The 23222-nt window shown below is 50.8% G+C and carries 26 protein-coding genes and 1 riboswitch; all 26 genes read right to left on the reverse strand.

What is annotated here, in order from left to right:
• Positions 1-10: 10 nt before the first annotated feature.
• Positions 11-1729, reverse strand: a complete 1719-nt coding sequence (locus tag L6H70_RS16320) for a phospho-sugar mutase (RefSeq protein ID WP_236334932.1) — start codon at positions 1727-1729, stop codon at positions 11-13.
• Positions 1730-1776: 47 nt separating this feature from the next.
• Positions 1777-2199, reverse strand: a complete 423-nt coding sequence (gene fabZ, locus L6H70_RS16325) for a 3-hydroxyacyl-ACP dehydratase FabZ (RefSeq protein WP_054942285.1) — start codon at positions 2197-2199, stop codon at positions 1777-1779.
• 318 nt (positions 2200-2517) lie between these two features.
• A complete protein-coding gene (locus tag L6H70_RS16330; protein WP_236334933.1) occupies positions 2518-2748 on the reverse strand; it encodes a DNA-directed RNA polymerase subunit beta in 231 nt (76 codons plus the stop codon).
• Between the two features lie 8 nt (positions 2749-2756).
• Complete coding sequence (locus tag L6H70_RS16335) at positions 2757-3578, reverse strand: flagellar hook-basal body protein (protein ID WP_236334934.1); 822 nt, start codon at positions 3576-3578, stop codon at positions 2757-2759.
• Positions 3579-3621: 43 nt separating this feature from the next.
• A complete protein-coding gene (locus tag L6H70_RS16340) occupies positions 3622-4497 on the reverse strand; it encodes a flagellar hook-basal body protein (protein WP_236334935.1) in 876 nt (291 codons plus the stop codon).
• 49 nt (positions 4498-4546) lie between these two features.
• Positions 4547-5545: a rod shape-determining protein gene (gene mreB, locus L6H70_RS16345; RefSeq protein ID WP_236334936.1), complete on the reverse strand. Its 999-nt coding sequence runs from the start codon at positions 5543-5545 to the stop codon at positions 4547-4549.
• A 128-nt stretch (positions 5546-5673) separates the two neighbouring features.
• A complete protein-coding gene (gene spoIIID, locus L6H70_RS16350) occupies positions 5674-5961 on the reverse strand; it encodes a sporulation transcriptional regulator SpoIIID (protein WP_019915029.1) in 288 nt (95 codons plus the stop codon).
• Positions 5962-6200: 239 nt separating this feature from the next.
• Positions 6201-6941 carry a stage II sporulation protein SpoIIQ gene (gene spoIIQ, locus L6H70_RS16355; RefSeq protein WP_236334938.1) on the reverse strand — a complete coding sequence of 247 codons (741 nt, stop codon included), beginning with the start codon at positions 6939-6941 and terminating at the stop codon, positions 6201-6203.
• A 60-nt stretch (positions 6942-7001) separates the two neighbouring features.
• A complete protein-coding gene (gene spoIID, locus L6H70_RS16360) occupies positions 7002-8153 on the reverse strand; it encodes a stage II sporulation protein D (protein WP_236334939.1) in 1152 nt (383 codons plus the stop codon).
• Between the two features lie 158 nt (positions 8154-8311).
• Positions 8312-9673, reverse strand: a complete 1362-nt coding sequence (gene murA / locus L6H70_RS16365) for a UDP-N-acetylglucosamine 1-carboxyvinyltransferase (protein WP_236334940.1) — start codon at positions 9671-9673, stop codon at positions 8312-8314.
• Positions 9674-9872: 199 nt separating this feature from the next.
• Positions 9873-10130 (reverse strand): DUF1146 family protein, encoded by a 258-nt coding sequence (locus L6H70_RS16370; protein WP_206102288.1) that lies wholly within the window; start codon positions 10128-10130, stop codon positions 9873-9875.
• Positions 10131-10426: 296 nt separating this feature from the next.
• Complete coding sequence (locus tag L6H70_RS16375; protein ID WP_206102289.1) at positions 10427-10843, reverse strand: F0F1 ATP synthase subunit epsilon; 417 nt, start codon at positions 10841-10843, stop codon at positions 10427-10429.
• A gap of 103 nt (positions 10844-10946) precedes the next feature.
• Positions 10947-12344: a F0F1 ATP synthase subunit beta gene (gene atpD, locus L6H70_RS16380; protein ID WP_236334941.1), complete on the reverse strand. Its 1398-nt coding sequence runs from the start codon at positions 12342-12344 to the stop codon at positions 10947-10949.
• Positions 12345-12429: 85 nt separating this feature from the next.
• A complete protein-coding gene (gene atpG, locus L6H70_RS16385) occupies positions 12430-13299 on the reverse strand; it encodes an ATP synthase F1 subunit gamma (RefSeq protein WP_206102291.1) in 870 nt (289 codons plus the stop codon).
• 112 nt (positions 13300-13411) lie between these two features.
• Complete coding sequence (gene atpA / locus L6H70_RS16390) at positions 13412-14923, reverse strand: F0F1 ATP synthase subunit alpha (protein WP_236334942.1); 1512 nt, start codon at positions 14921-14923, stop codon at positions 13412-13414.
• Between the two features lie 11 nt (positions 14924-14934).
• Positions 14935-15486 carry a F0F1 ATP synthase subunit delta gene (locus L6H70_RS16395; protein WP_206102293.1) on the reverse strand — a complete coding sequence of 184 codons (552 nt, stop codon included), beginning with the start codon at positions 15484-15486 and terminating at the stop codon, positions 14935-14937.
• Complete coding sequence (gene atpF, locus L6H70_RS16400) at positions 15483-15971, reverse strand: F0F1 ATP synthase subunit B (RefSeq protein ID WP_206102294.1); 489 nt, start codon at positions 15969-15971, stop codon at positions 15483-15485. Before atpF ends, L6H70_RS16395 begins: the two co-directional genes overlap by 4 nt.
• 110 nt (positions 15972-16081) lie before the next feature.
• On the reverse strand, positions 16082-16306 hold the full coding sequence (gene atpE, locus L6H70_RS16405) for a F0F1 ATP synthase subunit C (protein WP_019914999.1): 225 nt from the start codon (positions 16304-16306) through the stop codon (positions 16082-16084).
• Between the two features lie 104 nt (positions 16307-16410).
• The gene (atpB, locus tag L6H70_RS16410) at positions 16411-17238 is read right to left on the reverse strand and encodes a F0F1 ATP synthase subunit A (RefSeq protein ID WP_236334944.1); all 828 of its coding nucleotides are present in this window, start codon (positions 17236-17238) and stop codon (positions 16411-16413) included.
• A gap of 29 nt (positions 17239-17267) precedes the next feature.
• Positions 17268-17645: an ATP synthase subunit I gene (locus L6H70_RS16415; protein ID WP_236334945.1), complete on the reverse strand. Its 378-nt coding sequence runs from the start codon at positions 17643-17645 to the stop codon at positions 17268-17270.
• Positions 17638-17892 (reverse strand): AtpZ/AtpI family protein, encoded by a 255-nt coding sequence (locus L6H70_RS16420; RefSeq protein WP_236334946.1) that lies wholly within the window; start codon positions 17890-17892, stop codon positions 17638-17640. The genes L6H70_RS16415 and L6H70_RS16420 overlap by 8 nt, the downstream gene beginning before the upstream one ends.
• A 194-nt stretch (positions 17893-18086) precedes the next feature.
• The gene (gene wecB, locus L6H70_RS16425; RefSeq protein ID WP_206102298.1) at positions 18087-19241 is read right to left on the reverse strand and encodes a non-hydrolyzing UDP-N-acetylglucosamine 2-epimerase; all 1155 of its coding nucleotides are present in this window, start codon (positions 19239-19241) and stop codon (positions 18087-18089) included.
• 69 nt (positions 19242-19310) lie between these two features.
• On the reverse strand, positions 19311-19940 hold the full coding sequence (gene upp, locus L6H70_RS16430) for a uracil phosphoribosyltransferase (RefSeq protein WP_036699222.1): 630 nt from the start codon (positions 19938-19940) through the stop codon (positions 19311-19313).
• Between the two features lie 503 nt (positions 19941-20443).
• Positions 20444-21694 carry a serine hydroxymethyltransferase gene (locus tag L6H70_RS16435; RefSeq protein ID WP_279306768.1) on the reverse strand — a complete coding sequence of 417 codons (1251 nt, stop codon included), beginning with the start codon at positions 21692-21694 and terminating at the stop codon, positions 20444-20446.
• 68 nt (positions 21695-21762) lie between these two features.
• Positions 21763-22416, reverse strand: a complete 654-nt coding sequence (locus tag L6H70_RS16440) for a TIGR01440 family protein (protein ID WP_206102300.1) — start codon at positions 22414-22416, stop codon at positions 21763-21765.
• 76 nt (positions 22417-22492) lie between these two features.
• A riboswitch (ZMP/ZTP riboswitch) is annotated at positions 22493-22575 on the reverse strand.
• 50 nt (positions 22576-22625) lie between these two features.
• Positions 22626-23213, reverse strand: coding sequence for a low molecular weight protein arginine phosphatase (locus L6H70_RS16445; RefSeq protein ID WP_054942304.1), 588 nt, complete (start codon positions 23211-23213; stop codon positions 22626-22628).
• Positions 23214-23222: the final 9 nt, after the last annotated feature.

Raw genomic sequence — 23222 nt, forward strand, 5'->3', positions numbered from 1 at the left:
GTAGGATATATTATTTCCCGTCCACGCGGGACATAACCTGCTGCGTCAGCGCAGCTACCTTGTCTTTTGCATTCTGGAGCGATTCACCGCGAACGGCAAAATACACTTTGATTTTCGGCTCTGTGCCGGATGGGCGCAGGCAGAACCAGGATCCGTCAGACAGCAGGTACTTCAGAACATTTTCCTTCGGCAGGCCATTCAGGCCGAGCGAGTAATCAAGGACCTCGGTTACAGAGGCACCGGCAATTTCCTGCGGCGGGCTAGTGCGCCAGTCATTCATAATTTCCTGAATTTGCGCTACACCGTCTTTGCCCTTAAGCGTGCGGGACTCCAGGCTTTCCAGGAAGTAGCCAAACTGCTCATACAGCTCTTGGAGGACATCATACAGCGTCTTGCCCTGCGCCTTGTAATAGGCACCCGCTTCCGCAATGAGCATGGAGGCAAGCACGGCATCCTTGTCGCGGGCATAGTTGCCGGCAAGATAACCGTAGCTCTCTTCATATCCAAAGAGGTAGGTATACTCCCCGGACTGCTCGAATTGGGTCATTTTCTCCCCGATATATTTGAATCCGGTCAGTGTATTAAATACGGTAGCACCATAATGGGAAGCTACGGCCGCCCCCATTTCACTGGTAACAATGGTCTTAACCACTGCACCATTGCTTGGCAGCTTACCTTGTTCCTGCAGACGGCTCAAATAGTAATGGATCATCAGCGCACCGGACTGGTTACCGGACAGAACCACGAATTTGCCTTCATTGTCGCGCACAACTGCTCCCATACGGTCGGCATCCGGATCGGTACCGATCAGCAGATCAGCGCCCAGCTCCTCACCCAGCTTGATGGCAAGGGTGAATGCTTCGCGTTCTTCAGGATTCGGAGACTTCACGGTAGAAAACTCAGAATCCGGCTGCTCCTGCTCCGGTACAACATGAACCTCGGTAAATCCGATTTTTTTCAAAACGCTACGGACCGGCAGATTCCCCGTTCCATGAAGCGGAGTGTAGACAATTTTGAAATCACGGCCAAGTGTAGAAGTGATTTGCTCCCGGGCAACGCTGACAGCCGCCACCGTATCTGTGAAGGCCTCATCTTCCTGCTCTCCCAGCCAATGCAGCAAGCCTTGGCTCTCGGCCTCTTCACGGGAAATACGTTTTACACCATTGAAGGAATCAACCTCCAATATGTAGGAAATAACCTTTTCCGCTTCATGCGGAACCAGCTGTCCCCCTTCGGAATTATAAACTTTATAGCCGTTGTACTCCGGAGGGTTATGGCTTGCGGTAATTACTACGCCCCCAGTAGCCTTCAAGTGGCGTACAGTGAAGCTCAGCTGTGGTGTGGACCGCAGCGAAGGGAACAGATGCGCTTCAATACCGTTACCAGCCAGTACGAGTGCAGCCTCCAAAGTGAACTCCGGTGAGAAACGGCGGGAATCATGAGCGATTACGACGGATGGTCTGCCTTCCCCGATATGCTGTTCCAAAATATAATTAGCGAACCCTTGAGTGGCTCTGCCTACCGTGTAACGGTTAATCCTGTTGCTGCCGGCACCGATTACACCGCGCAAACCGCCTGTACCAAATTCCAAATCTCTGTAAAAGCGTTCTTCCAGCTCTTGCGGTTCATTCACAAGAAGGTTCAGTTCTGCCTTGGTGTTCTCGTCCACAGAAGGGTCCTGCAGCCAGCGTGATAAAGTTTCTTCGGCTTTCGGGCTTAATTGAGTCATATGAATCTCTCCTTCTCCATCTATGATATATGATTTTATAACACGTACTAGCTTAGTGCGAACATAATTTCTCCGGAAGCTACGATCTTGCCATCCACTTTGGCAGTAGCTTGGCCTTTTCCGATGCTGCCTTTAAGTCTGGTGATCTCCACTTCAAGCGTAAGCGTATCCCCCGGCACTACCTGACCACGGAAACGGAATCCGTCCAGACCTGCCAGGAAACCAATCTTCCCGCGGTTGGCTTCAACCCCTAGAATAGCCACAGCACCGACCTGAGCCAGCGCTTCCGTGATTAGTACACCCGGCATAACCGGATATCCCGGAAAATGGCCGGCGAAGAACGGTTCGTTCACCGTAACATTCTTGATGCCTACTGCCCGTTTGCCCATTTCTATTTCGATAATTTTGTCCACCAGCAGAAATGGAGGCCGGTGGGGGATTATTTCTTGAATTTCATTGATATTAAGCATGTTGGCAAAGCTCCTTTCGGATATAACCGCGTGTTCAAACAATCCTTGCTACAGGTTTCAGCATTATTCTTTGCTAATGGCTGCATAAATATGGACTGCTTCGGAAAAAACTATAATTATCCTTCACGACCTGCAGCAGTGGAGGTTGAGATAAGGGGCTTTCTCCGCCGCACGCGGCAGCATGGCGGAGAGGGCCCTTTTTGGACTTATCAGAAAGCATATATCCGGGCGCCCCCTTAGTCCCCAATCATTATACATTTTCCAGTATAAAAAAGAAAACTCCCCTGTACAACAAGGGAGTTCTAAAAAGGCTCTAAATTAAGGTGCGAACACCAGATCATATACATGCTTCCATGTGCTCCACTGGAGTACATCGCTTAATTCTCTTTTGCCCAGGATGACATATCCGGCAACTAACCCTCCTGCAAGTGCAGCTATCAGCAGCAGAGGAATCAGAAACCATTGAACGATCGTCCATTTGGATACACCGCGCCGTTTCACCGGTTGCTGGGTTTCCTCTTCGGGCTTATGTTTACTCTGAACACTCATTCCTTCACCTACCCGCGCATATTATTGGCCAGGCCAATCATCTGGTCACTGGAAGAAAGCGCCCGGGCGGCAAGCTGATAAGTACGCTGAATCTGCATCATTTCCGTCATTTCCTTGCTGAGATCCACATTGGACTGCTCCAGATAACCGGAACGCACGCCTACTGCCGAAGCTTCACCCGGTGCTCTTTGAAGAAAAGCCTGATCCGCCGTAACCCCTTCAGGAAGCACATAGAAATTACCATCCACAGCCTGCAGCGCAGTCTTGCTCAGCGGCTCCACAATCATGATTGTGCCCGCTAGCTGTACAGGATCGTTCTCACCGCTCTTAGTGAGTACCCGGCCCTTCTCATCGATTGCCGCACTTACATTGGCAGGCACAGTAAGCGGATTGCCTTCTGTATTCAGGACCGGATTCCCCGCATTGTCCACCAGCATCATACGTTTAGCGTCAGCCGGATCAGGAGTGAAGTGAAAATCGCCTTGGCGTGTAAAGGCAGTGCCCCCGTTGACTTGAACCCCAAACAATCCGTTCCCCTGCAGCGCCAGATCTGTCGGATTACCGGTCTCCTGCATGGTGCCTTCTTCCCAATTGCTTGTTACCGTAGCGACACGGACACCAAAACCCATATTAAAGCCGAGCGGCGTACTGCGGCCAGGCTGGTCGTACTCCTTGGACTGCTGCTGAACACGGGTCAGCACATCCTCAAAAGAACCTTCCTTGCTCTTGTAACCATTCGTGTTCATATTGGCAATATTATCTGCAATGATATCAAGCCGTGCCTGAAGACTGGACATCGAGACGGCTGCACCGATTGTTGAATTGTTCATAGATCAAACCTCCCAAAAGCTTAGTAAGCGTTGCTACTGCGGCCTATACTCTGCCCACTTCATTCACTGTCTTCTGCAGGCTGGTGTCATAAAATTGGATGACCTTCTGATTGGCCTCATAAGCCCGGTAGGCTGCGTTCAAATCAACCGTTACCTGGGTAGCATCGACGTTGGAGCCTTCCAGATAACCCTGGCGCACCTGCAGATTATCCCCGGCATCCGCATACCGGATTTCAGCAGCATCTGCATCGTCAGCGTGGAAAACACCATTCCCGTCACGCACCAGCTCCTGCGGTTTGGTGATTACACTGATGCCAAGCTTCGTTCCGGAAGGAAGACCTGTAGCCGGATCCAGCAGATTACCCTGCCCGTCCACTTTAAGATTATCCTGCGGCTCTGTCAATACCAGCGGGTTGCCGGCAGCGTCCAGTACCTTGAACCCTCCAGAGCTTAATACTTCTCCCGCTGCATTTACAGTGAAGCTGCCGTTTCTTGTATATAAATTGTTGCCTTCATTATCTTGAACAGTAAAGAATGCCTGAGGCCGGTAAATAACCTCACCGTCGGCATTTACATATTTACCCGAGCCGTCAAAAACAATATTCTCTCCGGTCGCAGGATCTTGCACCAGCAAGTCGGTGGATAACGCAAAATCATAGGGCTTGCCGCTTTCAATCAGATCGCCCTGCAAATATTGGGAAATCGACTGCTCGGCAAATACCCCCGTATTGAGGCGGCCGACCTGCTTCGTAGTGCCTCCGCTCATCGCTGAGATCAATACATCAGGAAAAGCGTGGCTGACGCTGTCGACCTGCTTGTACCCCGTTGTATTCATATTGGCAATGTTCTGCGTCGCCGTGTCATGTCTACGCTGCTGCGTAACCATACCGGCAGCGGCCGTATATAATCCTCTAATCATGAGGGCAATTCTCCTTCCTGAATCTGCTGTTATCCCTTATATCGGCAGCTTAGAACTTTTTCTTAACGACCTTGTCCAAATGATCCAGCATAATCCCGGTTCCCTTGACCACACAATGCATCGGATCTTCCGCCACCCAGACCGGAACATGCAGCTGCTCAGAGAGTAGCTCGTCCAGCCCGTTAAGCAGCGCGCCGCCGCCCGTCAGGACGACACCGCGGTCAATAATATCTGCCGACAGCTCAGGCGGTGTACGCTCCAATACCGATTTGGCCGCAGCCACAATCATCGAAACCGGGTCCCACAGCGCTTCCTTTACCTCGCCGGAAGAAATCGTGAGCGTCTGGGGTAGTCCGCTTACCATGTCCCGTCCTCTGATATCCATCTCGGCCTTCATGCCGCCGGGGCGGACCGAGCCGATGGAAACCTTGATATCCTCCGCGGTTCGTTCACCGATTAGCAGTTTGTACTTCTGCTTGATATATTTTAAAATGGCCTCGTCGAACTTGTCCCCTGCGACTTTAATCGAGGAGGCGGTAACGACGTCGCCCATGGACAGGACAGCTACATCCGTCGTTCCGCCGCCGATATCGACGACCATATTTCCGCTTGGTTGATAAATATCCATGCCCGCTCCAATGGCAGCGGCTTTAGGTTCTTCCTCCAGATAAACATCCTTGGCCCCGCTGCGTTCGGCTGCTTCCCGGATTGATTTCTGTTCAACTGATGTTATGTTCGTGGGGGCGCAGATCAATATGCGGGGCTTGGAGTACCAGGTACGTCCGCCAACGCGGTCGATGAAATACTTCAGCATCATTTCCGTTATGGCAAAATCAGCAATGACACCGTCCCGGAGAGGACGAATGGTAGTAATATTGCCAGGTGTACGTCCAACCATGCGACGTGCCTGTTCCCCAACCGCAAGGACCCGCTTCGTATCACTTTCAAGTGTGACCACGGAGGGTTCATCCAGAACGACTCCCCTCCCTTTGACATGAATGAGCACATTGGCAGTGCCGAGATCGATTCCGATATCCTTGCTAAGCATAATGAAAGAGCCCCCAAAGTGTTATTTTAAATGAGAATAGTTAGTTAGTACCAAATTTAAAAATACCATACTTTAGGGGAAGTATACAATGCGATAAAACTGAATAATAGCTTAAAAATCCAAAAATATCATGGCTTTGAGGCTACAGCAACCTCGCGTTTTTTACCGGTCGTTTTTTTATACTTAATTTTTGTCGCTTCTCCCCCCCGCAGATGACGAATCGATTTGTGATATTCGAGAATGTGCTTCACCTGATCCGCTAAATCCGGGTTAATTTCCGGCAAACGTTCGGTTAGATCTTTATGCACCGTGCTCTTTGATACGCCAAATTCCTTGGCTATGGTCCGGACCGTATGCCTGGTTTCCACGATGCAGCGTCCGATTTTGATCGTCCGTTCCTTGATGTAATCGTGCACGCTCCCGCCTCCCAACTGTGGATAGTTTGGTACATTATATGAGGGGCGGGCCTATATATTCGCGCTTTCAGGACGTGACAAGCCCGGGAAGGCTCATTTTATTTCGTGGACAACCGTAAAGAGCCCGGATTTCGCGGAATGGGACTAAAGATGTGTTTTTAGTAATAAGCTTAGAGTTACGCCACAGTGGAGCACACACAAAAAACAGGGGGCCTAAGCCCCCTGAGAAAAAATGCATTTTAGCGTTGTGTCAGCAGATCAGACGGATTTACAGGCTTTCCATCCTCGTACACTTCAAAGTGCACATGGTTGCCAAGATCCTTCTCAATTTCACTGCGTCCCGCTGTTGCCAGCGTATCGCCCTGCTTCACTTCATCGCCTTGCTTCACTTTGATATCGCCGAGGCTCTGATACACGGTCTTCAGATTGCCGGGATGGGTAATCTCAACAACCTTGCCGAATACCGCAACATCTTCCACCCGTGTCACTTCACCGCTGAGTGCAGCTTTGACATCAAACGTTTTGTTATCCTCACGGGCGATGTCGATGCCGTTATTGGTTACAAAGGTGTTGTCATACTGTACCATGGCTGCAACGTGATTTTCTTCGGTCCCGTTTTCATCGTAGAACGGTTTAACCACTTCCACATCACTTGGGCTGGCCACCGGCCAAGCCAGGTTTTCTGCCGATGCGACAACTTCGACTGCTGCAGGATCGCCAGCTGTACCGGCTTCATTGCCGGAACCAGCGGTGTCCTGTGAAACTACGGCGGCGGTGTCAGGATTCAGCGGCTTCTGGCCGGCATCCTGATAGAACCACACCAAGGTTAGTATAAGAGCCGCTGCCGCCGTGTAGACTGCCGGGAATACCCAGCGTCTCGATAATACTCTGTTCCATGAAGAAGGCTTAGCGCCTGAATCTCCCTGCTTGTTTTTGAGAGATTCATCATGGGTTTGCTTGTTTTTGTCTTGTTCATTCATAGTTTATCACCTCAGTAACCAGTGTTACCGGGCGATCCGCTTTTATACGTATCTTTTAAGTTATTTTTTCAGAAGAGTTGAGACTTGGGTAAAAGAGATGCCGCTGTAGTAGTGTTTGAGAATCTGGGTGGCCGTGCTGCCTTCCTTAGCCATCCCGTTCGCTCCCCACTGGCTCATTCCTACACCATGCCCGTTTCCGTAGGTTGTAATGAGAACTTTACTGCCTTGCCGCTTCCAGGTGAACTGGCTGGAGCGCAGCCCCAGCTTCTCGCGCACCTCACGTCCGGTAAACACGGTCCCCCCGATGGAAATCTCCTTGACCCGGTGCCCGTCAGTGAGCGACAGGACCACAGCGGGCAGCCCAGAGGAAGATGAGGATACCGGCTTCACCTTGCCGGTTGCGGACAAACCCGCGGAGGCTGGAAGGGCTTTGGACTCCAGGCCCAGCTTGCTGAGCAGCTCAGAGGTGCTGAAGCTGACTGTTACCGCGAGATTCGGTGTAATCGCTAGCTCCCACGGGCTGGCTACGCTGCGTAAATAAGGAACGGCAAAATTCCAGTAGTCTTCCGAATTTTCGGTATAGCCCCCGCTGGAGGCGAAGAAGGACGCCGTAATCGGCTGCCCCTTATAGGTCATGATCACTCCGCGCGTCTCCAGGACCGCGCGGCGGAGCTTGGCCAGCGCGGCGCTTTTGCCGCCGTGCTCCCAATCCCGTTCCAGCGTGGACAAGGATACGTAAGCCTGATGGCTTACCGTATCACTTACATCCGCCTCCGGAACGGGCACCCCGCTGTGGTCGCCGGCCATCAGGCGGCGGACAATGAACGTGCGTGCGGCCACGGCCTGCGCTTTGAGCGCTTCGAGCTCAAAGTCGGCAGGCATCTCGGCCGCCAGCACGCCGCTGACGTAGTCCTCCAGCGGCAGGGTCTCGATTTGTCCGCTCTGCGACAAATAGACGGAGACCTCCGGCTGCGGGGCTTCCGCAGCCGCTGCCGGCGCAGCCGGGGAGGCCGTGGCCTGCGGCACGGCCGGTGGCACCGGCTCATGTCCCCCGCGCAGCGGGACAAGAGCCAGCGGCAGCAGCAGCCCCACGAGCAGCGGGGCTGCCAGCCAGGCGGCGGGGGCCAGCCGCCGGAGCCGCGGTGCGCTGCCCGGCCGGCGCACCGAGCGGCGCTTTTGCATTTGGCGTTTCAGATAGCGAAAATCTCTCATTTCTATGCTCCTTCCGTAATTCACTGGTGATTCTTATAGATATGAATTTCCGGGTGCTGCTAGAACGCTATTCTGAGAGTGAGAGAGTTCAAAAAAACAGAACCTAAAAAAAGACTGCCCCGCAAATGCGGAGCAGTCTTCGTCGTTATTTACAATAATTATACCCAGGTCGGCTGAACCTGGAAGCGCGGCTTCAGCTCTTCACTTCTTGCCGTTTCAGGTTTGAGGACCTCTTCCTTTACAACCGGAGCAGGCGACTCTTCCATGGAAATCCGCCATATGTCCGCACCAAGTCCCGACAGCTTCTCGGCCAAATTCACATAACCGCGGTCAATGTGATGGGTTCCACTGACTTCTGTAGTCCCTTCGGCAACAAGCCCTGCCAAAATAAGTGCAGCACCTGCACGCAGGTCTGTAGCGCATACCTTAGCACCCACCAGCTGCGCATTTCCGGTCACAATGGCTGAACGTCCTTCGATCTTGATCTCAGCGTTCATGTTGTGGAATTCATCCACGTGCATGAAACGGTTCTCAAATACCGTCTCTGTTACAACTGCAGTGCCTTCCGAGCGGAGCAGCAGCGCCATCATCTGCGACTGCATATCAGTAGGGAAGCCGGGGTACGGCAATGTCTTCAAATCCACAGCCTTCAGCGGCTTGTCGCCGATAACCCGTATACCGTTCTCATCCGGGATGATAGTAACGCCCATTTCCTCCATCTTGGCAATAACAGGACCGAGGTGATCGGCAATTGCGCCTTCCACATACACGTCACCGCCTGTAATTGCTGCAGCCGCCATATAAGTACCAGCTTCGATCCGGTCAGGAATCACGTGATGCTTCACGCCATGCAGGCTTTCAACCCCTTCAATCCGGATAACGCCTGTTCCTGCACCGCGGACAATACCGCCCATGCCGTTCAGGTAATTGGCCAAATCGACAATTTCCGGTTCCTTAGCGGCATTCTCAATGACCGTAACACCTTCAGCGAGTGCTGCGGCCATCATTATATTTTCGGTCGCTCCTACGCTGGCTACATCCAAATACACTTTAGCCCCGCGCAGCCGTCCGTTTGATTTCGCTTCAATGTAGCCCTGACCCAGACTGATTTCAGCTCCTAGAGCTTCAAACCCTTTGAGATGCTGGTCAATTGGTCTTGTGCCGATGGCACAGCCTCCAGGCAGGGAAATACGCGTATGCCCCATACGGGACAACAATGGGCCCATTACTAAGAAGGATGCCCGCATTTTCCGCACCCATTCATAAGGCGCTTCACAGGAAGTAATGCTTCTAGCATCAACCTCGATGATATCGTTCTGGTATGTAACACCCGCACCCAGAGATTCCAGCACTTTGCTGATAGTCATTACATCGTCTAGCGGAGGAGCGTCCACAATGACGCTTACTCCTTCTTCTGCCAATAGAGAGGCGGCTATGATCGGTAGTACGGAATTTTTTGCGCCGCTTACTTTCACGCTCCCGGTCAATCTGTTGCCACCGCGGACGATAAATTTGCTCATTTCGGTTTCCCTCCGCGTCCATTATTTCTTAAATTAATTTTGAATGTAAGATGCAGCTGTTAAAATATCGGATATTCCGCCAGTGTGCCCGATGTGCGGGCACGTTCCTTAAACATCAGTGTTGACATAATAAAACCTTATTATTCGACATCATTTTCACTGGGTTGGCCTAAGACAGATATAACCAAACCCCTAGTCATTAAAACATGTTACGAATCTGTCCGCTCCAGCTCAAGTAATCCAGCAGGAAGCCCGCCACGAAGTGGCCGAGGACGATTGCCAGCAGTAAGTGCAGCAGTCTGCCCTGTGGGCTCTTGGGATATCTTATGACCAAATCGAGCTTAAGGTTCTGAAGTGCCCACCAAGATAATACTACACAGAGCAAAGAAACGATCATCGAGACCAAACCGCTGGTACTGATCGCGCTGGACAAATCATCATACAACATTTGATCCATCTAACCCCTCCGTGTATATGTTACTTGGAAATCGACTCTTATATCATACTTGCGTAGATGAAAAGAATCCAGTACTTTTGCAAATTTTTAAACATTACATGCTCAGATAGCTTGGGTTGTTACTAGATAGTCACATAATAATAGTTTTGCTCCAACCAAGAAGAAACGGTTTTACCGTCCTTTTTAAGGACTGTATCCGTTTCTGCGAGAAAGAGAAGGATAAGTAGAATCTGAAACATATGAATTCTTATCTTAAAAAAAAAGCAGCCAAGCCAGAGGCTTGACCGCTTATTTGATTACTGTTGTCCTTTTCCAGTAGACACTTTAATCCGTGTAACGGCGCGTTGAAGCGCCAGCTCCGCACGGCGGTGATCAATATCATCCTGTTTACTGCGGGACTGAAGACGGCGCTGAGCCCGTTCTTTAGCCGCTTCGGCACGTTCAACATCGATATCCTTAGGAAGCTCGGCACTTTCGGCCAGCACGGTCACCTTGTCTTTATGCACTTCCACGAACCCGCCATGAACAGCGATTATGGTCGTAACACCATCCGCCTTAACGAACATCGGAGCAACCTGAAGTGGAGTCACAAGCGGAATGTGTCCCGGTAAAATACCCAGGTCGCCATCGGCTCCCTTTACAGTCAGGCTATTAACCTGCTTGGAGTAAACGAGATGCTCCGGCGTGACAATTTCCAACAGAAAGGTATTCACTTTCATTCCTCCTAAAAGCTTAACTTCGTTAAGCTCGCATCGAAAGCATAGGCTTTAGCTTTACGAAGTAAAGCTCGCTATCGAAAGCATGATCTAAACAGAATTACATTGATTTCGCTTTTTCGACTGCTTCTTCAATCGTGCCTACAAAGAGGAAGGCTGCTTCCGGAAGATCATCATGCTTACCTTCCAGGATTTCCTTGAAGCTGCGAACTGTTTCCTTGATCGGTACATATTTACCTTTAAAGCCGGTGAATTGTTCCGCCACATGGAAAGGCTGGGACAGGAAGCGTTCAACTTTACGGGCACGGGCTACGATAACCTTATCTTCTTCGCTCAGCTCATCCATACCGAGGATGGCAATGATGTCCTGAAGCTCAGTATAGCGCTGCAGCAGCTGCTTAACGCCTTGTGCCACGTTGTAGTGCTCTTCGCCGACAATTTCCGGAGCCAGGATACGCGAGCTGGAAGCCAGTGGATCTACCGCTGGGAAAATCCCCTTCTCGGAAATCTTACGCTCAAGGTTGGTTGTTGCATCCAAGTGGGCAAAAGCAGTAGCCGGAGCCGGGTCAGTATAGTCATCCGCCGGTACGTAGATCGCCTGGATCGAGGTAACCGAGCCCTTCTTGGTAGAAGTGATGCGTTCCTGCAATTGACCCATTTCCGTAGCCAGTGTAGGCTGGTAACCTACCGCAGACGGCATACGGCCAAGCAGCGCCGATACTTCGGAACCCGCTTGGGTAAAGCGGAATATATTATCGATAAAGAGCAGCGTATCGCGGCCTTCCACATCACGGAAATACTCCGCCATGGTCAGACCGGTCAGAGCTACACGAAGACGTGCGCCCGGCGGCTCATTCATTTGTCCGAACACCATTGCCGTTTTCTTGATAACGCCGGAGTCCGTCATTTCATGATACAGGTCATTACCTTCACGGGTACGTTCACCAACACCGGCAAATACGGAGATACCGCCGTGTTCCTGTGCGATGTTGTTGATCAGTTCCTGGATGGTTACGGTTTTACCTACGCCGGCACCGCCGAAGAGGCCGATTTTACCGCCCTTAGCATAAGGGGCGAGCAAGTCGATAACCTTGATTCCTGTTTCCAGAATTTCTGCTTGCGTCGACAGTTCATCAAATGTCGGAGCAAGACGGTGAATCGGGTTGCGTTCTGCAACTACCTCAGCGCCGTTATCAATAGGATTGCCCAGCACGTTAAATACGCGGCCAAGTGTAGCTGCGCCAACCGGAACGGAAATCGGTCCGCCCTGGTCAACAACCTCAAGCCCGCGTACCAGTCCGTCTGTAGACGACATAGCGATACAACGAACCAGGTTGTCACCCAGGTGATTGGAAACCTCAAGGGTCAAATCAATAGTGCGGCCGTTTTCCAAGCTGGTTTCAATCTTGATAGCGTTGAAAATCTCGGGCAACTGGCCGCGTTCAAATTCAATATCGACAACCGGACCCATAATGCTTACAACGCGTCCTTTGTTCATCTTAATATTTCCCTCCTCGAAAGCTGTTGCATTGAGAAGAAACGGAAATGCCTTCTCTTCTGATCCGGCACCCGTTTCTTAATTCTTAAGACTGCGCGTTCGCTCCGGCCACAATCTCGGTAATTTCCTGTGTAATTGCCGCCTGACGGGCACGGTTATACGTAAGTCTGAGTTCACCGATCATTTTTGACGCATTCTTCGTGGCACTGCCCATCGCTGTCATCTTCGCTCCCAGCTCACTGGCCTTGCCGTCAAGAACTGCACTGTAAATCAGCGTTTCCGCATATTTTGGAAGCAGCACTCCGAGTACACCTTCCGGTGAAGGCTCGTATTCGTAGCTTGCGCTTGCTTCGTGGTGATCCGTTCCGCTTACAGCATCCATTGGCAGCAGACGGTCAACCGTCGGTACCTGGCTGATGGCATTAACGAAGCGGTTGTAGCAAATATACAGTTCATCATACACGCCTGTTTCGAACTGCTGAACCGCTGAGTAAGCAATCGACTTGATGTCGGAGAATTTCGGCGTATCGGACAGCTCGGTGATTTCCTCTACAATCGGGTATTCACGGCGGCGTAAAAAGTCACGGCCTTTCCGGCCGATTACGAACAAAGCATACTCATCTTTGGATGCATGCCGTTCTGCCAGCAGCAACGTGAGCTTCCGCAGAATATTGGCATTGTATCCGCCGGCGAGGCCTCTGTCAGAGGTAACAATTAGATAGGCGGTCTTCTTCACCGGACGGCTCACCAGCATCGGATGGGTAACACCCTGTGTACCGGCAGCAATGTTCGAGACGACCTCTTTCAGCTTCTGCGAGTAAGGACGGGCAGCTTCCGCTTTCTCCTGCGCTTTACGGAGTTTCGAGGCGGCTACCATCTCCATTGCCTTTGTGATCTGTCTGGTGTTTTGAACGCTCTTGATTTGACGTTTAATATCACGCATGCTTCTTGCCATGATTTCACCACCTTAGAGCTTTGACGAAGTCAAAGCTATCTTCGTAAGCATATCCCAAAGCTTTGGCAGCGCCAAAGCTCCGGTTCAGACTAACTTTGTATGTGTATAACGATTAGCTCGTCGCGAAGCCTTTTTTGAATTTATCAATAGCTTCTTTGAGGGCAGCTTCGTTATCTGCAGTCAAATCTTTAGTATCCGCGATGGATTTAACGATTCCGGCAGCGCTGGTGTCCACAAAAGCCAGGAATTCCTTCTCAAAACGTCTTACGTCTTTGACAGGGATATCATCCAGATGGCCTTTGACAGCTGTATACAAGCTGATTACCTGGTGTTCTACAGACAGCGGCTGGTTAACACCCTGCTTGAGAATTTCCATCATACGTGCACCGCGGTTCAGACGGGCTTGCGTAGATTTATCCAGATCGGAACCAAACTGGGAGAACGCCTGAAGTTCGCGGTATTGGGCCAAATCCAGACGGAGTGAGCCGGCAACCTTCTTCATTGCTTTGATCTGCGCAGAACCACCTACACGGGATACGGAGATACCAACGTTGATCGCCGGACGCTGACCGGAATAGAACAGGTCGGATTCCAGGAAGATCTGGCCGTCAGTAATCGAGATTACGTTCGTAGGAATGTAAGCTGATACGTCAGATGCCTGTGTTTCGATGAATGGCAGCGCGGTTAATGAACCTCCACCAAGCTCATCGCTAAGCTTAGCCGCACGCTCCAAAAGACGGGAGTGAAGATAGAATACGTCACCAGGGAACGCTTCGCGGCCCGGTGGACGGCGGAGCAGCAGGGACAATTCGCGGTAAGCGGAAGCTTGCTTCGAAAGGTCATCATAAATAACGAGGACATGCTCGCCTTTGTACATGAAGTATTCGCCCATTGCGCAGCCTGCGTATGGAGCGATATACAGCAGCGGAGACGGCTCGGAAGCCGAAGCTGTTACAACGATTGTGTACTCAAGCGCACCATGACGGCGAAGAGTTTCCACTACCTGTGCTACTGTAGATTGCTTTTGTCCGATGGCAACATAGATACATTTCATGCCGTTGCCTTTTTGGTTGATAATCGCATCGATTGCGATTGCGGTCTTACCCGTTTGACGGTCACCAATGATCAACTCACGTTGTCCGCGGCCGATTGGCACCATGGCGTCAATCGCTTTCAGACCCGTCTGCATTGGTTCATGAACTGATTTACGGTCGATAACACCGGGAGCATTATGTTCCACAGGACGGAATTCAGTGGTTGCAATTGGACCTTTGCCGTCAAGCGGCTGTCCCAGTGCATTTACTACACGGCCCAGCATAGCATCGCCAACCGGAACCTGCATAATTTGTCCTGTACGTTTTACTTGATCGCCTTCACGGATTTCCGTGTACTCACCCAGGATAACAACACCGACGTTGCTTTCTTCCAGGTTGAGCGCCATGCCTACTACGCCGTTGGAGAACTCCAGCAGTTCCCCTGCCATCGCGTTTTCCAGACCGTAGACACGGGCGATACCGTCTCCGACTTGAATGACGGTGCCAATTTCGGCCACTTCGATATCGGTTTTATATTGCTCAATTTGGCTTTTGATCAAAGTGCTGATCTCTTCAGGTCTGATGCCCAATACCCTCACCCCTATCTTCTATGCTTATCGTTAAAAGATTTCTCGAGACGCGCAAGCTTACCGGAAAGACTGCCGTCATACAGCGTATCGCCGATCACGACCTTCAATCCGCCCAGCAGGCTTTTATCAATCAGATTCGTAACCCGGATTTTGCGGTTCGTAAGCTGGCTGAATTCTGCAGCAACACTGTCCTGCTCTTCTTGACTCAGGGCATATGTGGAGTACACGGTTGCATCTCCAATGCCGAGGGCGTCTCCTTCTATTTTGATGTACGTTTCCAGCAGATCAGCAAAAATATCGGTTCTGCCCCGCTCTACCAGCAGCTCTACCGTGTTCATCACCGTCGGAGAGACTTTACCCTGAAGCGCTGTACGCAGTACATTCAGCTTATCGGATTGTGAGATCCGCGGTGCAAGAATGAACCGTCTCACTTCCAGGTCGAGATGAAGCACCTCAACTACCATTTTAAGCTGTTCTTCCACTTCAAGCGTAATGCCTTTTTCCACCGCTGCACTGTACAAAGCTTTGGCATATCGTTTGGCAACTACCGTATCGCGGCTCATGATCGGCCTCCTACCTCTTTGAGGTATTGATCAACAAGCTGTTCCTGTTCACCGTCAGCCTTAACTTCTTTTTCAAGCAGCTTGGAAGCGATTCGAACCGATGCTGTTCCCAGCTCGCTGCGCAGTGCTTCCACCGCCTTGTTTTTCTCGCTTTCAATATCGCGGACAGCCTCGTCCTTAAGACGGTTAGCTTCTGCCTTGGCCTGCTCCAGAATACGGTCAACCTGATTGCTACTCGTAGCCTGCGATTGTTGAATGATGTTGTGTGCCTCCTGGCGCGCCTGCTGCAGAGCCTGCTTCTGTTCTTCTACATAAGAAACAGCCTGTTCTCTGGTTTTGGACGCTTCATCCATTTGCTGCAGCACAAGTTCACGCCGTTTTTCCATAACGGAAAACAGCGGCCCGAAAGCGTACTTGTTCAGCAAAAAGTATAAAATCCCGAAGGCAATGATAGCCAACACGGAAGATTCCCATACAAAAGACAATGTTAGACACTCCTTTCCGTTGCACGTTCAAGGTGAAAACTTATACATTCTTATAGCCTAAAAAGAAGGCGCGGAGGGCTGTTGCCTTCCCCGCCAAACATTTGTAAATCTTAAGCTCCAATGTAGAACATGAAAGCAAGTACTACACCGATGATCGGCAGGGCTTCTACCAGTGCGACCCCGATGAACATTGTAGTCTGCAGAGTGGATTTCGCTTCCGGTTGACGGGCGATACCTTCTACTGTTTTGCTGACAATCAGACCGTTACCAATACCGGCACCAAGTGCTCCCAAACCTACTGCAATTGCAGCTGCCAAATAAGCCATAACTCCCATTGTGTAAATCCTCCTCAAAGATATGTTTTAGTGTGTATTAATGAGCCAAACCTGAAGTATGCTTCCGCCTTGGCATAAATCTTAACTCTTTGCGCCTCTCTAAGTTAGTGCTCGTCGTGGGTTTCCAGCATTTGCGAGAAATACACCATGGTCAGCATAACGAAGATGAACGCCTGAATAGTACCGATGAACAAACTGAAGCCTTGCCACACAATCAAGCCGAGCACAGAAGCAATCCAGCCTCCTACACCAAGCGCAGCCAATTTGAGGATAACCGATATCAGTACTTCTCCGGCAAAGATGTTACCGAATAGACGCATACCGTGTGTCAAAAGCTTCGACACCTGCTCAATCAGATTGATTGGGAAGAAGAACGGGTAAGGCTCGAAATAGTGTTTGAAGTAATTTTTGGTGTTGCGGGTAATCCCCAGAATGTGCGAGAGCAGGAAGATCATTACCGCAAGCCCCATAGCAACGGCTGGATCAGCTGTCGGTGATTTCCACCAGGCAACCCCCACTTCGATTTCTTCATGGGAAGCAGGATCTGCAGCTGCGTGAAGCCTGTCAAGCTCCTTCACGACCGGCTCGATTTGCTTGCCAAAAATCTTGGCGTGTTCCGCATCATGATAATCCGTAACCACACCTAGCGGAAGTCCGAGCAAGTTACCTACAAACAGGAACATAATCAGCGCAAGACCCAAAGAAAGAAAAGGTCTGCCCTTCTTCAAATCCATCGTGCTGGAAATCAGTCCTTGAACGAATTCAACTGCCCACTCCAGGAAATTCTGCAGCTTACCGGGATTCTCGACCGACAAGTTGCGCGTAGCTAAAAGTCCGAGTACTAAACAAATGGTACAAGTTACTAATAGCATGAGCACGATAGAAAGGTCGATATGTAAGCCGCCTAGCATAATAACTGGTGATTTATGCATGTTTCTCACCCCTTTCTCCGTTGCAGCCTTTATCTTTCTCTACGCGAAAACCCAATCCCTATTATAATAAGAAGAATTGGAGCCAAGAGCAAACCACCAGCCACCGCAATCATATTGAAAACCTGCGGCGCTTTAAAGGCTACCATTACACCTAAGAGACTCAGTGCAGCGCGGGTCATAAAACCCAGGCTTACACGCCTCTTGCCTTCGCCAGCCATGGTATCCGCCACTTGCCGGACTTTATAGCCGAGGTAGGTCACATTGATGCAGCCAATCGCTCCGCCAAGCGCCAAACCCAAAGCTATACTCCGGACATCCGGGGATAAAGCCGCAGCCAGAACGCAAACAACCACGAAGCAAAGTGTTGCCAACGCCAATACCTTACGGTACCGGGACAAATCATCCATCACTTTCCTCCATGACAGCTTTAATAATGAAGACGATACCTGTTATTCCACACAGAACACCCAAAACGACACCCAGCGCCACTCCAATTCCGGAGCTGTTCCACTTGCTGTCAAGCCATTTCCCCAAGAAAAAGCCCCCTAAAGTAAAGGCGGCCAAATCAATGCCGACGGCACTGACGAGACTCATGGCTTTGAGTGCTTTTCCCGTTTGTTTCTGCGGATCTGAGGGGGGTTCAGGACCCTTCATTTGAACACATCCTTAGAAGTCCCATTCATTTTACTGAATGTTACAAGAGTTTGTCAATCCAGCGAAAATCGGGGGTTTTTCGGATGAAAGTATGAAAATAATCACAGCAAAACATTCCAAAACCATATAAACCGTACAGTTTTACTGTATGTTGATTTTGGTCATTTCAAAATATCATTTCACAGCCTCAACGTTCACTTTGTGAACATTCTGTGAAATTCCTCCGGACGTTCTTCAACGGCTCCGAAATGGTGTAAAATCGCATTGACAATTCTCTCGGAGGCTTTGCCGTCTCCATACGGGTTGGCGGCCCGACTCATCGACTGATATAAATCCTGGTCAGTCAGCAGAGCATGTGTCCGTTGATACACCTTCTCCTCGTCCGTCCCCACCAGTTCCAATGTTCCGGCCTCGATCCCTTCCGGGCGCTCGGTTGTATCACGCAGCACAAGCACGGGAACTCCAAAGGAGGGAGCTTCCTCCTGCAGGCCGCCGGAATCGGTCAATATCAGATGGGTATGCGGATAAAAATTGTGCAGGTCAACAACATCCAGCGGATCAATCAGCTTAATTCTCGGATGCCCGCCCAGAATCTCATGAGCCGGTTCCTTAACTGCAGGACTAGGATGCACGGGATAAACAATGGCTACATCTTCAAATTCATCAGCGATTCTTTTGACAGCACGGAAAATATGACGGTGCGGTTCGCCTTGAGACTCTCTGCGGTGCGCCGTCATTAAAATGAGTCTTTTTCCTGCTGCAAAATCCAATACAGGATGCCGGTAATCCGGCTGTACGGTATATTGAAACACATCGGTTACGGTGTTGCCTGTGATATAGATACTTGACTCTTTTTTGTTCTCGTGTCTCAAATTGCCGGCTGACCAATCGGTTGGAGCAAAATGCAAATCTGCCAAAACTCCAGTCAGCTGGCGGTTCATTTCCTCAGGATATGGGGAAAGTTTGTTCCAGGTCCGAAGTCCTGCTTCTACATGTCCTACCTGAATTTGCTGCAGGAAGGAGGCATAGCTGGCCAGGAAAGTCGTCAGCGTATCCCCGTGCACCAGCACCAAATCAGGTTTAGCTTCACGAAGTACAGGTTCCAGCCCCTCCAGCACGCGTATCGAGATTTCATTCAGCGTCTGGCGGTCCTTCATCACGTCCAGATCATAGTCGGGAACGATCTTGAAAACTTCCAGCACCTGGTCCAGCAATTCACGGTGTTGCGCGGTTACGCATACCACGGATTCAATATGCTCAGGGTGTCTGTTCAGCTCGAGCACCAGCGGCGCCATTTTGATCGCCTCAGGGCGCACTCCGAAAATCGTCATCACTTTAATTTTGGACATAAACCCCTAACCTCTCTTCTACTAGATAAGCAATCTATCGCGTTTGTTCTATAAATACTATGTCGCTAATTACTTGGTTCCGTATAAACGGTCTCCTGCATCCCCAAGTCCCGGAACAATATATCCATGATCATTCAGATGATCATCGAGCGCAGCCACATAAATATCCACATCAGGGTGGGCAGCTTGTACAGCAGCAACACCTTCAGGAGCAGCTATCAGGTTCATCATCTTGATCTGGGTGCATCCGCGGTTCTTCAGCGAGGTGATTGCCGCAATGGCCGAGCCCCCGGTTGCCAGCATTGGATCGATGACGATCAGTTCACGCTCCTGCACATCCGTAGGAAGCTTAATGTAGTATTCTACCGGCTGCAGCGTATCCGGATCACGGAAAAGGCCGACATGTCCCACTTTGGCTGCAGGAAGCAATTTTAGAACCCCTTCAAGCATTCCAAGGCCGGCGCGGAGAATCGGAATCAGACCCAGCATTCTTCCCGAAATTACTTTGCTCTGTGTTTCAGCCACTGGCGTCTGTACAGTAATTGTCTCCAGCGGAATATCGCGTGTAATCTCATAGGCCATGAGTGTAGCCACTTCATCCACATGTTCTCTGAACTCTTTCGTGTTGGTCCGCACATCGCGGATAAATGTCAGTTTGTGCTGAATCAAAGGATGATCGCAAATCACCAATTTTCCCATTCTTGTCCCTCCGGTAATTATAAGTCTTGTTAGCTGTAGAAAGCGCTTTTGCTTCTTCCATGGCTAAATCTTGTCTATTATATCATCACCCGGTGCGTATTTCACCTCCGAAGGGAAAGTAACGCCTGGGAAAAGGCAACTTTAATCGAACAGGCCCTCATAGTAAATTTCAGGAAACCCATCCATCCCTCTGGTTATAAACTGCCTTTAGTTTGTACTGATTTGAACTTTTAATACTTTTCACACTTTTTTCACCGTTATTGATGAAAATTCCATGAACTTTCATGGATATTTCAAAATATTTCTCGACATTTTTTGTGCTTTAATTGTGAACATTATGCAACTTTTATGCACGGAAATTCCGGTGTACGGTGTAAAATCGGCTGCATCCTGCCCAGGGAATGCAGCACACCACACAGAAAAGCAAAAAGCCTCCGCAAAGACTGCCAGAAACAGTCTTTGCGGAGGCAGATACAGCTTCATTAAATGACGCAGGCAGAATTTTAGTACTGCAAGCCCGGGTAGATCGGATATTGCTCTGTTAACGCGGCTACCTCACGGGCAGCCTCAGCCAATTTCGCTTCATCCTTAGGATTCTTAAGAACATTTGCAATAATCCGGCCAATGGTTACCATGGCCTGCTCGTCCATACCGCGGGAAGTAACCGCAGGGGTTCCGATCCGGATGCCACTCGTTACAAATGGGCTGGTAGGATCAAATGGAATTGCGTTTTTGTTCACAGTGATGCCAATGGAATCGAGTACCTTTTCCGCATCTTTCCCTGTGATGTTCAGATTACGGGTATCGAGCAGCATCAGGTGGTTATCTGTACCGCCGGAAACAATGTTGACCCCTTCACCGATCAGTGTTTCTGCCAGCACCTTGGCATTCTTCACTACGTTTTGGGCATATGTCTTAAAGGACGGCTGCAGTGCCTCGCCAAACGATACTGCCTTGGACGCGATCACATGCATCAGCGGTCCGCCCTGCGAGCCCGGGAATACCGCTTTATCAATGGCAGCAGCCCAAGGCTGTCTGCACAGAATCATCCCTCCGCGCGGTCCGCGCAAAGTTTTGTGAGTCGTTGTGGTCACGAAATGGGCATGAGGCACCGGACTCGGATGAAGACCGGCAGCAACCAAACCGGCGATATGGGCCATGTCCACCATGAACAACGCACCAACATCATTAGCAATCGAACCCAGCGCTTCGAAATCAATGGTCCGCGGGTATGCACTTGCACCGGCAACAATCAGTTTAGGGCGATGTTTGAAGGCCGCTTTGCGCACTTCATCATAATCAATCAGGAATGTATCTTCTTGCACGCCGTAAGCAACGAAGTTATACAGCAGGCCGGAGGCATTTACCGGACTTCCGTGCGTTAAATGACCGCCATGAGCAAGGTTCATACCAAGAACAGTGTCGCCAGGATTGAGAGCGGCCAGATAAACGGCCATATTCGCCTGGGCACCGGAATGCGGCTGAACATTGGCATGTTCGGCGCCGAACAGCTGCTTGGCACGGTCACGGGCAAGGTTCTCTACGATATCAACATCTTCACAACCGCCATAGTAGCGTTTGCCCGGATAGCCTTCAGCATATTTATTCGTAAGAACAGAACCCATGGCTTCCATTACAGCTTCGCTGACGATATTCTCCGAAGCAATAAGCTCAATGTTAGCACGCTGACGGCTCAGCTCCAGCCCCATCGCTTCCAGTACTGCCGGGTCACTCTTGCGCAATTGTTCCATGATTTCTTATTTCCTCCCTGAGTAGCTCTTAGTTTTTATAATTCTTAACAATCTGAATTCCGCTATTTCCTTCAATCACACTGTCTGGAACCGCTTGTCTCTTGCGTCCGGTATACAGCGCGTTCTCCGCCGATCAGGGGCGGCCTGCTAAAGGCTGCATTCACTCTGGCGGAGCCGATGTAGCGCAGGCTCGGCCGGAAGGGTACTGCAACCCGGCGCAGATGCATGCCGATCAGCGTCTCGCCGATATCGATCCCGGCATGGGCCTCGATGGTCTCAGCCAGAACCGGATCAGCCATGAAGCTGTAGGCGGCAGCGGCCATCGAGCCCCCGGCACCCGGCACGGGTACAGCCGATACCTCTCTCAGTCCAAGGGACTCCAGCAGGGAACGTTCCATAACCAGCGAACGGTTCAAATGCTCGCAGCACTGGTACACCGTATGAAATCCCCGTTCCTCCGCAATCTGGCGTATCCCCTGCAGCAGCTGCTGTGCCACTTCCAGAGCGCCTCCGGTGCCGATGCGCACACCGGCAACCTCACTGGTACTGGCACCGACCACCAGAATTTTGCCGGGTCCGAGCTTACCGGCTTCAGCAAGCTCAGCCACTACAGCAGCGGTTGCCGCCGCCAAGGAAAGCTCCGCACCCGCCGGAGCCTCCGTTTGTTCCGGTATTCCACCGGCTGCACGTTCTTCCCAAGAGTCCTGCTTCATGACTTCTTCCATCACTTCCGCCTCCCTCAGCGCATACACACTCACATTTTAAACAAAAAAGAGCAGTCCGCAGCAAACTGCGGATGTGCTCTTTTGCCCAGGCGACCGGCCGTTTATTCCAGTGCTCCATCGTGGTTTCATCCACACTTGTCGCCAGTTACACTGGAACCGGGTAATATTTATTACATCTTAAAGGATAGCCCGTGAAAAATCAACCATCTTTACAAACGGCGTAAGGACTCCAGCTTGTCGAGCAGACTATATAATGCAGTACGGATCTCAGCCGCCGTAAGTTCATAATCTTCCCGGGAGCCGCCGAACGGATCCGAAATATCGAAGCTTGGAATCCGCTGCCGGATTTCGATGATCCGCTGCAAATCGGCCGACTTCGGCTCCTTGCCCAGTGCCAGGTTCAGCTCTGCTTCTGCATACAGGCTGTCCAGCTCCCTGATATCACCATTCACAGCTTCTTCATTATAGACATATTCTTTGAGCGTATGCGTCTTAGATACTGCGCTCGGGAAATACTGAAGCAGATGCCGTTTATGACCGCCAGTCAGCGTCAGCACCAGATCAGCCCAATTCACGATCTCCGCGCTAAGCTGGGTAGAACTCATATGATCATTGATTCCTTCGTCCCGCAGAATGGCTGCGGCATGTCTGGATACGGAAGTGCCGGAAATGGCTGAAACGCCTGCAGACCGCACTTCCAGCTCGATTCCCCGCTCCTTCGCGAGCTTCCGCAAGAGTCCCTCGGCCATAGGACTGCGGCACGTATTTCCGGTGCAGACGAATAAAATATGCAGCATGCTTTCCAC

Origin of the sequence: Paenibacillus auburnensis (genome assembly GCF_927798115.1) — a bacterium.
Lineage (GTDB): Bacteria > Bacillota > Bacilli > Paenibacillales > Paenibacillaceae > Paenibacillus_AQ > Paenibacillus_AQ auburnensis.

Coding starts and splice junctions, on each gene's coding strand:
- L6H70_RS16320 (WP_236334932.1), bottom strand. CDS start 1,729: ATGACTCAATTAAGCCCGAAAGCCGAAGAAACTTTATCACGCTGGCTG.
- fabZ (WP_054942285.1), bottom strand. CDS start 2,199: ATGCTTAATATCAATGAAATTCAAGAAATAATCCCCCACCGGCCTCCA.
- L6H70_RS16330 (WP_236334933.1), bottom strand. CDS start 2,748: ATGAGTGTTCAGAGTAAACATAAGCCCGAAGAGGAAACCCAGCAACCG.
- L6H70_RS16335 (WP_236334934.1), bottom strand. CDS start 3,578: ATGAACAATTCAACAATCGGTGCAGCCGTCTCGATGTCCAGTCTTCAG.
- L6H70_RS16340 (WP_236334935.1), bottom strand. CDS start 4,497: ATGATTAGAGGATTATATACGGCCGCTGCCGGTATGGTTACGCAGCAG.
- mreB (WP_236334936.1), bottom strand. CDS start 5,545: ATGCTTAGCAAGGATATCGGAATCGATCTCGGCACTGCCAATGTGCTC.
- spoIIQ (WP_236334938.1), bottom strand. CDS start 6,941: ATGAATGAACAAGACAAAAACAAGCAAACCCATGATGAATCTCTCAAA.
- spoIID (WP_236334939.1), bottom strand. CDS start 8,153: ATGAGAGATTTTCGCTATCTGAAACGCCAAATGCAAAAGCGCCGCTCG.
- murA (WP_236334940.1), bottom strand. CDS start 9,673: ATGAGCAAATTTATCGTCCGCGGTGGCAACAGATTGACCGGGAGCGTG.
- L6H70_RS16370 (WP_206102288.1), bottom strand. CDS start 10,130: ATGGATCAAATGTTGTATGATGATTTGTCCAGCGCGATCAGTACCAGC.
- atpD (WP_236334941.1), bottom strand. CDS start 12,344: ATGAACAAAGGACGCGTTGTAAGCATTATGGGTCCGGTTGTCGATATT.
- atpG (WP_206102291.1), bottom strand. CDS start 13,299: ATGGCAAGAAGCATGCGTGATATTAAACGTCAAATCAAGAGCGTTCAA.
- L6H70_RS16395 (WP_206102293.1), bottom strand. CDS start 15,486: ATGAGCCGCGATACGGTAGTTGCCAAACGATATGCCAAAGCTTTGTAC.
- atpE (WP_019914999.1), bottom strand. CDS start 16,306: ATGGGAGTTATGGCTTATTTGGCAGCTGCAATTGCAGTAGGTTTGGGA.
- atpB (WP_236334944.1), bottom strand. CDS start 17,238: ATGCATAAATCACCAGTTATTATGCTAGGCGGCTTACATATCGACCTT.
- L6H70_RS16415 (WP_236334945.1), bottom strand. CDS start 17,645: ATGGATGATTTGTCCCGGTACCGTAAGGTATTGGCGTTGGCAACACTT.
- L6H70_RS16420 (WP_236334946.1), bottom strand. CDS start 17,892: ATGAAGGGTCCTGAACCCCCCTCAGATCCGCAGAAACAAACGGGAAAA.
- wecB (WP_206102298.1), bottom strand. CDS start 19,241: ATGTCCAAAATTAAAGTGATGACGATTTTCGGAGTGCGCCCTGAGGCG.
- upp (WP_036699222.1), bottom strand. CDS start 19,940: ATGGGAAAATTGGTGATTTGCGATCATCCTTTGATTCAGCACAAACTG.
- L6H70_RS16440 (WP_206102300.1), bottom strand. CDS start 22,416: ATGGAAGAAGTCATGAAGCAGGACTCTTGGGAAGAACGTGCAGCCGGT.
- L6H70_RS16445 (WP_054942304.1), bottom strand. CDS start 23,213: ATGCTGCATATTTTATTCGTCTGCACCGGAAATACGTGCCGCAGTCCT.